This is a genomic window from Candidatus Fermentibacter sp. (assembly GCA_030373045.1).
Lineage (GTDB): Bacteria > Fermentibacterota > Fermentibacteria > Fermentibacterales > Fermentibacteraceae > Fermentibacter.
Genome location: JAUCPW010000024.1, coordinates 15,294 through 27,373 on the forward strand (window position 1 = coordinate 15,294; position 12,080 = coordinate 27,373).

Below are 12,080 nucleotides of genomic sequence, written 5' to 3' on the forward strand. Positions count from 1 at the left end.
GCCACCGGTGCTACTGAAGGAACTCCTTCGTGATCTCCTCGTGCGAATCCAGGGAGTAGACCCTGAACTCGTCCACCCGGAGCCGCTGGTCCTCGTGAAGCTCGATTTCGAGCCTTGCCTTGCCTGTCAGGTACTCGAACCTCCTGCCGTCCTCCTCCATGAAGTAGGCCGCGAGCTCGGGATGGACCGATATTACGAGGCTCTTGTGGGTCTTGCGGGCCGAGACCCTCTCCAGGAGGCGTTCGAGCCTGATGGATGCCGAGAGGGGCGAGAGCACCCTCCCGCTGCCCCCGCAGCGGCTGCAGGGCTCGGACAGGGACTGGGCGAGGCTCGGCCGCACGCGCTTGCGGGTCATCTCCACCAGCCCCAGAGAGCTGATCTGGCAGGTCTTGGTCGGCGACCTGTCGCGCCCCAGCTCGCTCCTGAGGCAGTTCAGCACCTTCTCACGGTGGTCCTCGGTGTCCATGTCGATGAAGTCTATGACTATGATGCCGCCGATGTCGCGCAGACGGAGCTGCCGGGCGACCTCCTTGGCGGCCTCGAGGTTCGTCTTGAGGATCGTGTTCTCCTGGCTCTTCCTGCCCACGTAGCGCCTGGTGTTGACGTCGACCGCCACGAGAGCCTCGGTCTGGTCGATGACGAGCGCCCCGCCGGACTTGAGCTCGACCTCCCGGTCCGTGATGCCGGTCATCTCCTGCTCGATTCCGTAGTGCTCGAAGATCGGGGTCCTGCCCCGGAAGAGCCTGATCTTGCCGGCCAGCTCCGGCGAGAGCTTCTTGAGGTAGTTCCTGGCGGCTGTGTAGACTTCCTTCGAGTCCGTTACGAAGAGCGTCATGTCGGTGGACACGAGGTCGCGGATCGTCATCGTGACCACGTCGTGCTCCTGGTGCAGGAGCATGGGCGCACGCGACTTGACTGCCAGTGCGCCTATCTCCTTCCAGCGCTCGACGATCCTTTCTATGTCGGCCTTGAAGGCCTCCTCGCTCTGGTCGGTCCCGGCGGTCCGGGCGATTATCCCGAATCCCTCGCTGCTGACCTTCGTGACGATCTCCCTGAGCCGGGAGCGCTCCTTCCTGTCGCCGATCTTGCGCGAGACCCCGGCCACGGGATCTCCGGGCATGCTCACCACGTACCTGCCGGCGATGGAGATCCTGCTGCTGACCCTGGCCCCCTTGGTGCCGATCGGTTCCTTGGTGACCTGTACCAGCACCTCCTGGCCGCGCTTTATCAGGTCCTCTATGGGCCTGCCGGTCTCCTCGGCGGTCAGCGGCTTCTCGTCGACGAGCGACTGGGCGAAGCCCTTCGCGTCGACGACGCCCGTCCTCACGTCGGACACGTGGAGGAAGGCGCTCCGCTCCATACCGATGTCCACGAAGGCCGCCTGCATCCCGGGCAGGACGGCGTTCACCCTTCCGAGGTAGATGTTCCCCACGATCCGCTTCTCGTCGGATTTCTCGACGATAAGCTCCATCAGGCGCCCGTCCTCCATGACCGCTATGCGCGTCACGTCGGGATGGGCGTTGACGATGAACTCGATCTTCAAACCAGATCAACTCCTTCATGCATCGACAGCAGCGGGACGGGGCATCCGTCGAGGGTGCCGCAGATCCCGGTCCTCCTGACCAGGAGCCGCATTTCACCCATGTCCGTCGCTGCCGCAAATATCCTGTCGGGTCGCGAGGCGGGGCTTCCGAGCGCCGCCACGACATCGATGGAACCATCATCCCCGGCCTGGAGGCCAGCAAGCCCCTCCGCATCGCGGAGGAGAACCTCCGCATCCGGGGCATGCCTGCCGCAGAAAAGCCGGTACGAAGCGGTCACGGCCTCGCCCTCGGGCGAAGGCATGCGCCCCTCGACCAGCCTGGCTCCGGTCACCGTGAATCCGGCGGGCAGGAACCGTCCCAGGTCGAAGGGATCCCGCAATGTGAACCCCTCTGCGAGAAGTATGTCAATATACTCGCTCACGCTCTCGAAACCGAGTGGCAGGGCGGGGCCGAACCTCAGGCGCGGCCTGGTGACATGGCCCCGGGTCGTCGCGACGAGCAGGCCGGAACGCCTCGCAGTGCGCATCCACAGGCGCGTGAGGTCGAGCTGCGAAGTGAACCTGGAAAGCCCGGCCCGGCCGAAGCGGACTCTCAGAGTCGCCGCAACGGCATCCGTCGTACGGGATGCGGCCCCTCCGGCAGCCCCGCGGGACGGGGCCGGCGCACCCGCGGCGGCGGGGAGGGGATCCGTCGCCCTGCGGCCGGCCGGATCGGCCGAAATCGCGCATGCTCCGCAGGAATGGCACCCCGACTCCCTGCAGTCCGGCGTGGGGATTCCCTCGAGGAACCTCCGGTGCTCCTCCCTGAGGAACTCGACGGAGGACCCGGCCTCGACGAACGACCACGGAGGGTCGGTCGACGGATCCGTACCCTCCCTGAGCCTGTCGATCAGCTCCGGCCGCCCGTCGGCGCACGAGGTCCACAGGTCGCGCTTGAAATGCTCGCGCCATCCCTCGAATCCGGCCCCGAGCGAGAGCGCCTCCTCCATCAGGGCGGGCGTCGCGGAATCGTCACCCAGGCCCAGGAGCCCCTCGAGGAACGCGACGTCGGGATCGTTGGACCCGACCGTGAAGCGCCTCGCCATGGAACGAACCAGCGATATCCTCCGCCTCACCTCTCCGGGCTGGAGCTGGCCGCACCACTGGAGGGGAGTGTGGGGCTTGGGGATGAACGGTGAAAGAGAGATCGACACTCCGCCACCCCTCCTTCCGGCCCTGGATGCGGCGCGAGCGGCTTCGGCCGAGAGATCGGCGATCGCCCTCAGATCAGCGTCGGTTTCGCCCGGGAGGCCGACCATGAAGTAGAGCTTCACGCCCGTGGCGCCCATGCCGAACGCGGTCTCGACGGCCTCGAGGATCACGTCGTCGCCCAGGTTCTTGTTCAGCCTCCTCCTGAGCGTCTCCGAACCGGCCTCGGGCGCCATCGTCACCCTCCCGGCCATCCTCCTGAGCCCGGCGAGCCTGACGAAGGTATCCGGCCTGAGGGACGGCAGGGAGATGTTGACCGAGAGGTCATCCTCCAGGCGCCCTACCGTTCCGAGGAGCCCGTGCAGGTCCGAGTAGTCCGAGAAGGAGAGGGTGAGCAGCCCCGCATCCTCCCATCCCGTGGATGCGATCGCCCTTCTGGCGAGGGAATCGATCTCTCCCACGCCCCTCTCCCTCACTGGTCTCGAGAGCTGCGTCGCCTGACAGAACCTGCATCCCCGCGTACATCCCCGGGCTATCTCGACCACAGCCCTGTCGTGGACGATCCGGGCCGTGGGGACCACGGGACGGACTGGAGCGTCGGATTCGAGCAGCACGGGCGATCTCTGCCAGGACACGCGCCTCCGCCCGAGAGAGGGCACCCAGACCCCGGGCGTCTCCGAGGCCCGCAGGAGCCTTTCGGTCTTCGGCCCATCGCCGCAGAGTGAGTCCATCATGGCGACGGCCCCGGTCTCTGCGTCGCCGAGATAGAAGGCGTCGACGAAGGGCGACAGGGGGAGGGGGTTGGAAAGGCCGCCGCCACCGGCCACGACGACCGGATGGCCTTCTCCGCGGTCGGCCGACCTGGGCGGCATCCCGGCGAGTCCCAGGAGCATCAGGATGTTCGGGAACAGTATCTCGCAGGGCACGCCGAAGGCGAGGACGCGCCCGGAGGCCGCCGGGAGGCCGTCCTCGAGCGCCGGCCAGCCGATGCCCCGCCGCTTCATCGCAGCCAGCATGTCGGGGGCCGGACAGAACGCCCGCCGCACGCAGAAACGGCCGGAGGCGAGCAGGAGATGCCTCACCACGGCCAGCCCGAAGTTGGACATCCCTATCTCGTAGGTGTCGGGGTAGACGAGCGTGACGGATGGAAGGCGCGGATCGCCCGGAGCAGAGTTCCACTCCCCGCCCGTGTACTGCTGGGGGGCCTGGACCTGTTGGAGGATCCCCTCCAGGTCTCCCTCAGGCCTCACTGCCCGCGCCGTCCGGCCCGGGCATGCCCGCCTCGACCACGCACGCCCTCTGGGAGACCGGATTGGCCAGCAGCCCGCGTTTCCTGTCGACCGCGACGGAGACCTCCGCCGCCCTTGCCGATGCATCCGCACGGCTCGTGCCGGCCGGGTACCCTAGGAGCCACAGGACGGAGACGTTCACGGACGTGATGCACGCCGGGGAACGGGACAGGAGCCTGGTCCAGGTCTCCGAAGCGCCGCTCGAGACCTCCTCGACCCTGACTCCGGCCCACACCAGGTCTCCCGGCGGGAGCGGCGGCAGCCCGGCATCGAGGAAGACGCCCCTCTGCTTGTTGGGGTTGAGGATGTCGGGATAGCGTCCCACCGTTTCGAGAACGGCTTCCCGGTCACCCTCGGACTCGAACAGCCACAGGTCGTATCTCAGGATGGCCGAAGGAGCCGACTGCGGCATGAAGCCGGCCAGGGCGCCCAGGGCCGTGACTGCGGCCGGATCGGGGGACTTCAGGGTGACCGCCAGCAGGTGTCTCATCCCGCACCTCCCAGCGACTCCGCGAGGCTCTCGAAGAAGACCCTCCCGGGGCCCGGTTTCGACCGCAGCTCGTCGGGGGCGGCATTCCGCCTGTCGTCCCCCCACCTGCCGGGAAGCGACGGCGGCACCTGCCAGAGATGGAAGGCCCTCTCGGGATGAGGCATCATGGCCAGCACGTTGCCGGAGGGGTTCAGGAGGCCCGCAAGGGAGCGGAAGGATCCGTTCGGGTTGTCCGGGAAGGCCTCCGCCTCGGCGCCTGCAACGTCGGAATAGACGAGCCCGGTCACCAGGGTCGAGTCGAGCCTCTCCCTGTCGACGGTCGGGTCGAACATGAACCGGCCCTCGGCGTGGGCTATGGGAAGCGGCAGAACCGACCCGTCCGCGCGCCGGAGCCAGGGCGACCTGCCGGCCGAAGGGCCCGGCAACACATCGATCCATGCCGTCAGGTAACCGGTCCTTCCCTCGATATGGTTGGCCGCGAGGGATGCCTCTATCCTGCCCGGGGTCCACCCCGGGACTAGGCCGCACTCCACCAGCACCTGAGCGCCGTTGCATATCCCGAGAACGGGCTTCCCGGCGCATGCCGCATCGAAGACGAAGTCGGTGATGCGCTCCCTGGCGGCAACCGCCCCGGCCCTTATCCTGTCCTGGAAGGAGAAGCCACCCGGGAGGACGAAGGCGTCGCATTCCGAGAGCTGGGCGCGGCCGGCATTCCACCTGGTCACGACTCCGTCGAGGCCGCATGCCGAGAGGCACCGCGCGGTCTCGTACTCGCAGTTGACGCCGGGATACTGTATGACCGCCACCCTGGGACGCGCGCTCATTCCTCCCTCCAGACCATGGCCGCAAGCCTGTCGCGCCATGCCGGATAGAGCCCCGACAGATCGAGTTCCCAGCCGTTGCCGGACACGGTGAATGACGGGACCACCTCTCCTATCACCCTGGCGGGAGCCGGTAGCCCCGACAGGGCCGGCAGATCGCCGGGTGCGATCTCGAGAAGGTATCCGGGAGTCTCGGAATAGAGCAGGACAGGATCGCGGGCGATGTCCAGCCTGGCTCCGAGGCCGTTCCATGGGCCGGATGCGAAGACCATCTCCAGGGCGGCGAACGCGGCGCCTCCGTCCGATACGTCGTGCGAGGCCCGGACGATGCCCCTGCCTATCCAGTCCAGGACGAGCCCGGCCATGGCGAGTTCCGTTCCTCCCCTGAACTCGGGCACCGATCCGCCCATGAAGCCGAGGCATTCGCGGTAGTAGAGGCCTCCTCCGAGTTCGTCGGCCCTGGCTCCCACCAGGACGAGCAGGTCGCCCGGGCGCTTGAGGGAGATGTCGCGGGCCTTCGCGAAATCGTCCAGCCGGCCGAAGACCGCCACGATCGGGGAGGGAGGGATCGAGACCCCGGCCGAATTCTGGTTGTAGAAGCTGACATTGCCGGAGACTATCGGCAGGCTGTCCCCCCCGGCGATGGCCAGGGCGCGGCAGGCGTCGGCTATGCCCTCCACGCCGCGCTGGAACTGCCACATGACTTCCGGATTCTCGGGATTTCCGTAATTGAGGCAGTCCGTGGCGGCGAGGGGCGTAGCCCCCGTGGCCACCACGTTCCGGAAGGCCTCTCCTACGGCGTGGGCGCCTCCGAGATAGGGATCGAGCGCACCGTAGAACGGGTTGCCGTCGCCGCTGACCGCGAGCCCGGCCCGCGAGCCCGGCACAGGAACTATCACTGCTGCGTCCGCCTCCCCGGGCCTGAGATGGGTGACTCCCTGGACCTCGCTGTCATAGAACGAACAGAGGGGCGCCCTCGACACACCGGCCGCCGACAGGGCCATCTTCACGAGGTCTGCGGGAGGGTCGACAGGCCTTGCGGCGGGATCGGGGCTGGCCGCAGCAGCCGCCATCGCCGGCCTGTCGTGGGAGATGCCCTCGGTGATGGCCTCCACCGGGGCGCAGGCCACCTGCGAACCCCCGTGGAGGACGAGGTAGGTCCTGTCGTTCGTGAAGCGGCCCACTATCGAAGCGCCGGCTCCCGGGTGAAGCCGGGGCAGCTCGAACTCCTCGTTGTAGATCTGCACTACGTCATACGCGACATCCTGCGGCACCGCCAGGCCGAACCGCTCCTGGGTCTCCGCGCAGGCGACGACCTCGGGGGGCAGGCCCTGCACGGATACGGGCACCCTGTCGAGCCACAGCTCGATGCCCATCCCTCCGTGGGAGGCCATCTCGCTGCTGACGCACGCTATCCCCCCGGCACCGAGATCCTTGAAGCCGAACTCGATCCCGCGCTCGAACAGCATGTCGAGCGCCCTGGCGTTGGCTTCGGACACGACCCGCTTGAGGAAGGGGTCGGCCACCTGTACGGCTCCCATGCCCCCCTGCGCGTCGAGATCGGCCGAGGCGAAGGTCGCTCCGCCGAAACCGGTGGCATCGGTGGGCTTCCCGACCAGGATCAGCACGTAGGGTACCCGGCGGGCGGCGCGCGGAACGAAGCTGTGGACTATCCTGTCGCGCCTCACCAGCCCGATGGACACCACGTTGACCAGGCAGTTTGATTCGTACCCTTCGTGGAAGACCGTGTCGCCGCCGAGGTTGGGAACCCCGAGGGCATTGCCGTACTGCCACACTCCCTGCACGACCCCCCTGGCGACGGCGCGCGAGGACTGCGAAGAGGGAGGGCCGAACCTCAGGAGGTCCATCACGCCTATCACTCTGGCGCCCATGCAGTAGACATCACGTACGATGCCTCCGACGCCCGTGGCGGCTCCCTCGACGGGGAGGACCTGGGAGGGATGGTTGTGGCTCTCGTGGGCGAGGACGATGTCCCACAGGACGCCGCCTTCCTCGGTGAAGGCCACGATTCCCGCATCCTCGCCGGGACCCAGTACGACCTGCGGAGCGCTCTTCGGGAGCGTGGCGAGATGCTTCCGCGAGCTCTTGTAGGAGCAGTGCTCGCTCCACATGGTGTCGAAGAGATGCAGCTCGAGCGGGGTCGGCATCCTCCCGACGAAGGAGGACACCTTGCACGCCTCCTCGATCGTCATCGAGAGTCTCCGGGCCTTCAGCTCGGCCGCGAGGCGGTCGGTGAGGTCCTGCATACTACCTTCCGTCAGACGTGGTGGTCCTGGAAAACGGCGGAATCGAGCCTGGAGAGCACGGCCTCGACGGCCAGATCGTCGGTGGGCTCGCACGTCCAGCTGCGCATGCGCACGGAGTCGATCCGGTCGCCTTCCTCGTTGGAGGTGCCGGGGATCTCGCGCGCGATCCTGTTCAGGACGATGTCGAGACCGTCCGTGCCCGTTCCGGGGAGGAGGAGGAGGATCGAATCGCGGGATATCCTGATGCCCGTGTCTATGTTGCGCATGGTGGCCTTCAGATGGTTGGCGCACATGCGCATGACCTCCCTGGCCAGCAGCCTGTCGGGCAGGGAGCCCTGCGGGACCTGGAGCTCGATGATGGACAGCGGGCTGGAGAACCTGCGCACCCTCTCGAGTTCGGAGTCCATCCTGACGTTGAGCTGGTTCCTGCCCGGAAGGGCGGTGTCGGGGTCGAGGTCGGCGGCGATCTCGAACCTCTCGAGCAGCCTGATGTTCTCGTTGGCGGCGGCTCCGATCGCCGCGATGGCCCTGACCCTCTCCCTCACGAGCGTGGCGGCGGGCGGGATCGAGTTGAGGCAGAGAACGCCGAACAGGACCCCCTGGCTGGTCATGGGGGCGGCGAAGTCCGGCACGTATCCCGGTATGGCCGAAGCCTCTATCTGCTTCTTCACGAGCACCGACTCCCTGCGGAACTCCTCGGCGGAGAAGACGCGGCCTGTCTCGGCCACGAAGCCGACGTGGCCCTCGCCCACGCCGAAGGCGAGATGCGTTCTGAGCCTGTCGGAGAGGCCTTCCTGGAAGTCGAGGCTGAGGCGCTTGCCCGTTCTGTCCGCGAGGAAGATCGCGATGCCGGCCGCACCGGTCATGTGCTTCACGGCGCGGGCCATGTAGGCGGCGAGCTCCTCGGCCTTGCGGGCGGAGAAGATCTGTTTCACGAACTCGGGCAGAAGTATGGCCAGGTCGCGGTGCTGCTGGATCTCCCGGAGCTGTTCGGCGCTCTTCTCGGAGTCCTCCCTGATCTCTCGCCTCAGATTCTCTATCTCCTTGACGCAAAGATCATTGCGCTCCTCGAGGAGCTTCCGCCTCGTTCCGGCGAGGTACAGGAAGCGCAGGAGCAAGAGCGTGGCCAGCGCGAAGCCGGCAACGGCACCAACCGCATAATCCATTCCGGTACCTCCCGGGGAAGACGGCAGAAACCGTACGAAAAGAGATTATATCTCCGCCGGTCACACCTGCGCCACAGGCTCAGCCCCCGAGGACCCTGGCCAGTATCTCGCCCTCGTGGGCAAGATGCCTGGGCAGGCTGCAGAGTGCCTCGAGCCCCGCGCTGTCGAGGATCCCGGCGATGTCACGCTCCTCGCCGGCTTCGGAGAGGAAGCTGGTGCCGCGCTCCTGGGCACGCATCGCGGCCCGCTGGACGCAGGCATAGGCTTCCTCCCGCGTGTATCCGCCGTCGACGAGCGCCAGCAGGACTGCCTGGGAGGCGTACCTGTCCCCGCCGAGAGCGAGGTTCGCAGCCACCGCCCCCGGGAAGATCCTGAGCCCGCCGGCGATCTCGGAGGCCCTGGCAAGCGCGTAGTACGCCACCCCGCAGGCGTCGGGGAGGATGAACCTCTCGGCCGACGAATGGCTGATGTCCCGCTCGTGCCAGAGCACGGAATCCTCCAGCCCCACCATAAGATATCCCCGCAGCAGCCTCGCGAGGCCGCACAGGCGCTCGCTCTGGACCGGGTTCCTCTTGTGGGGCATGGCGCTGGAGCCCTTCTGCCCCTGGACGAACGATTCCTCGACCTCGCCGACCTCCGTCCTCTGCAGGTGCCGCACCTCCGTGGCGAACCTCTCGAGGGCGCCCCCGATCGATGCGAGCGCGAACAGGAAAGCGGCATGCCTGTCGCGCGCGACCACCTGGGTGGAGACGTCTTCGCGTCCCAGGCCGAGCTTCCCCATCACGTACTCCTCGACTGAAGGGTCGAGATGCGCATAGGTGCCCACGGCGCCGGACAGCTTGCCTACGCAGGCGCCCTCGGCCGCGGCTTCGAACCGCGCCGAGGCCCTGCGGAGCTCGGCCAGGAACCCGGCGAACTTGAGGGCCAGCGTGACCGGCTCTGCATGCATGCCATGCGTCCTGCCGATGCAGGCGATCCCCCGGGTCCTCTCCACCAGGGAGCGGAGCGCTTCGTCGCAGGCCGACAGCGCCGCCGAGATGAGCCGCGCCGAGTCGCGCAGCTGCATCGCGAGCGCGGTGTCGAGTATGTCGCTGGAGGTCATGCCGTAGTGGATGTGCCTCGATTCGGGCCCCAGGCCCTCCGAGACGTTGGTGAGGAAGGCCACGACATCGTGGCGCGTCTCCTTCTCGATCTCGGAGATGCGCACAGGATCGAAGCGGGCTCCCGCCCTGACGAGATCGAGGTCGCCGGGAGGAACGGCTCCCGAGGCGACCCTCGCCTCGATCGCCAGGATCTCTATCTCCAGCCAGCGGGAGAACCTCGACTCGTCCGACCAGATCGCCGCCATCTCCGGAACAGAGTACCTGTCTATCAAGTCGCGACCTCCATCTGCAGCCCGGGCATCAGGCCAGCAGGGCGTATGCCAGCGGCGCGGCTCCCGCCGCGAACAGTGCGCCGTCCCCGGCGATCCTGGTTACCAGCTCCCCCGGGAACGGGGTTTTCATGATCCGTGAATATCCCCAGAGCAGCCAGGCGTTGCCCACCAGCGCCCATAGGGCATGCGGGGGCAGAAGGCCGGCCAGCACGGCGGCGGACGTCATGGCCACCGGAGCGCCCATGAAGAGCTTGAGCAGGCGTCTCCCGTTCCTTATGCCGAGCGCGATCGGGAGGGTGTCCCTTCCCACCATCGCATCACCCTGGATGTCCACCAGGTCCATCATCAGCGACCGGCCCAGGAAGAGGAGGAGGAGGTGGACCGACCAGACCAGGGCCCCGGCCGGAGCTGCCGGAGACACGCCCGATGCGAAGTCGGCCGCGAGCGGGAGGAGGCAGAGGAGCACCACCCAGCCCATCGCGAACAGGATGTCCCTGGAACCGGGCAGGGCCCTGAGCCCTCCGGGCGGGAGCCTGCTCCCCCCCATCAGGGGGCTCGAATACAGGGCATACAGGACGAGGGAGGCGGCATGGACTATCCCGTACACCGGGCTCAGGCGCAGCGACAGTGCGATGCCGGCCGCCAGAGCGGCGAAGCCCTGGACCGCGATGGCCGTCGAATGCCTCCTGATGAGCGCCTGCCTCTCCTCGCTGTCGACACGGGAAAGGCCCGACTCGAGTATCGCGTTGAAGCTGTGCAGCGCGAACAGCACGAGGGCGGACACGAGGGAGGGCAGGAGCCGCGGCCCGGTGCCGAGGATCGAACCCCCCGCCAGTCCGATCAGCAGGGCGATCGGGAGGATGTGCCAGTTCTGGAATACGACCCCGCGCAGGAAGGTGTAGGCTCCCCTCACCCTTGTGCCCTGGATCTCCTGGAGCCTCCCGAGCACGCGCCTGATCTCCCAGCTCGGGGTCGAGGCGCCCGCGGTGAGGACGATCCTCCTGTAGCCGGCAATGGCTTCGGCGTCGAGATCCTCGGCCGTCTCCACCAGGAATGCGGGCAGCCCCTTCTCCCGTGCGATCGCGGCGAGCCTCCCGGTGTTGGCGCTCTCCCTCCCGCCGACGACGACTACGCAGTCCGCCCTGGCCAGCAGGTTCCGCAGTTCGGACTGCCTCGAGGCGGTGGATTCACATATCGTATTCTCCCACTGAAGGTTCGGGAAGCGCTCCTTCAGCGCCTCGACCGTCCTGTCGAAGAGCTCGGAGTCCTGCGTGGTCTGCGAGAGCAGGAACGGCTTCGGCAGAAAGGGAAGGTGGGGGACGTCGGAAGGCCCTTGTATGACGAAGGATCCTTCGCCTCCGGCATACGACCTGAGAGCGCGGACCTCCTGGTGCCCGGGATCGCCTAGTATCAGCACGTCATGACCGGAGGCGCGCCTGGAGCGGGCTGCGGAGAGAGCCCTCCCGACCCTCGGGCATGTGAGGTCCCTGAGCTTGGCGGTCGAACCCGCCTCGAGGCTGCGCCGCTCCTCCAGAGTGGTTCCGTGGGTCCTGAGGAAGAGCACCCCGCCCTCCGCGCCGGAAGGATCGGTGCAGATCCCGACGCCCCGCTCGGAGAGGGCCTCCAGGACCAGCGGGTTGTGGACGAGGGGGCCGATCACGCGGAAGGGACCCCTGCCGCGCTTGAGCTCGGCCAGCACTAGGTCCACCGCGCGCCGTACGCCCCAGCAGAATCCGGAGCTCCTCGCAACCGTAACGCTCAAGGAAACCTCCATGCCGACCGGATGAATCTACCGAAGGCCGGGATCGGCGGCCCCCCCCGCCGGCCCGGGGTCGCCGCCCGGGCCCAACAAAAGGGGGGGGGGGGGCGGGCGGGGCGCCCCCCCCCCCCCGCCCCGCCGGCCGCCGCATAGAGCCACGTCGCACAGGTGAGGAGTCAATC

8 protein-coding genes are annotated in these 12,080 nt (G+C 67.7%); all 8 read right to left on the reverse strand.

Annotated elements, in window-relative coordinates; genetic code table 11:
* Window positions 1-10: 10 nt before the first annotated feature.
* A complete protein-coding gene (locus QUS11_04590; protein MDM7992569.1) occupies window positions 11-1,543 on the reverse strand; it encodes an Rne/Rng family ribonuclease in 1,533 nt (510 codons plus the stop codon).
* Entirely contained in the window at window positions 1,540-3,981 is a 2,442-nt protein-coding gene (locus tag QUS11_04595; GenBank protein ID MDM7992570.1) for a TIGR03936 family radical SAM-associated protein, read from the reverse strand. The genes QUS11_04590 and QUS11_04595 overlap by 4 nt, the downstream gene beginning before the upstream one ends.
* Window positions 3,971-4,510 (reverse strand): hypothetical protein, encoded by a 540-nt coding sequence (locus tag QUS11_04600; GenBank protein ID MDM7992571.1) that lies wholly within the window; start codon window positions 4,508-4,510, stop codon window positions 3,971-3,973. Before QUS11_04600 ends, QUS11_04595 begins: the two co-directional genes overlap by 11 nt.
* On the reverse strand, window positions 4,507-5,334 hold the full coding sequence (locus QUS11_04605; GenBank protein ID MDM7992572.1) for a phosphoribosylformylglycinamidine synthase subunit PurQ: 828 nt from the start codon (window positions 5,332-5,334) through the stop codon (window positions 4,507-4,509). Before QUS11_04605 ends, QUS11_04600 begins: the two co-directional genes overlap by 4 nt.
* Window positions 5,331-7,598 carry a phosphoribosylformylglycinamidine synthase subunit PurL gene (gene purL, locus QUS11_04610; protein ID MDM7992573.1) on the reverse strand — a complete coding sequence of 756 codons (2,268 nt, stop codon included), beginning with the start codon at window positions 7,596-7,598 and terminating at the stop codon, window positions 5,331-5,333. Before purL ends, QUS11_04605 begins: the two co-directional genes overlap by 4 nt.
* A gap of 11 nt (window positions 7,599-7,609) precedes the next feature.
* Complete coding sequence (locus QUS11_04615) at window positions 7,610-8,764, reverse strand: diguanylate cyclase (protein MDM7992574.1); 1,155 nt, start codon at window positions 8,762-8,764, stop codon at window positions 7,610-7,612.
* 79 nt (window positions 8,765-8,843) lie between these two features.
* The gene (purB, locus tag QUS11_04620) at window positions 8,844-10,139 is read right to left on the reverse strand and encodes an adenylosuccinate lyase (protein MDM7992575.1); all 1,296 of its coding nucleotides are present in this window, start codon (window positions 10,137-10,139) and stop codon (window positions 8,844-8,846) included.
* A 28-nt stretch (window positions 10,140-10,167) separates the two neighbouring features.
* Window positions 10,168-11,901: a 4-hydroxy-3-methylbut-2-enyl diphosphate reductase gene (gene ispH, locus QUS11_04625; protein ID MDM7992576.1), complete on the reverse strand. Its 1,734-nt coding sequence runs from the start codon at window positions 11,899-11,901 to the stop codon at window positions 10,168-10,170.
* Between the last annotated feature and the right edge of the window lie 179 nt (window positions 11,902-12,080).

Coding starts and splice junctions, on each gene's coding strand:
- QUS11_04615 (MDM7992574.1), bottom strand. CDS start 8,764: ATGGATTATGCGGTTGGTGCCGTTGCCGGCTTCGCGCTGGCCACGCTC.
- purL (MDM7992573.1), bottom strand. CDS start 7,598: ATGCAGGACCTCACCGACCGCCTCGCGGCCGAGCTGAAGGCCCGGAGA.
- QUS11_04600 (MDM7992571.1), bottom strand. CDS start 4,510: ATGAGACACCTGCTGGCGGTCACCCTGAAGTCCCCCGATCCGGCCGCA.
- QUS11_04605 (MDM7992572.1), bottom strand. CDS start 5,334: ATGAGCGCGCGTCCCAGGGTGGCGGTCATACAGTATCCCGGCGTCAAC.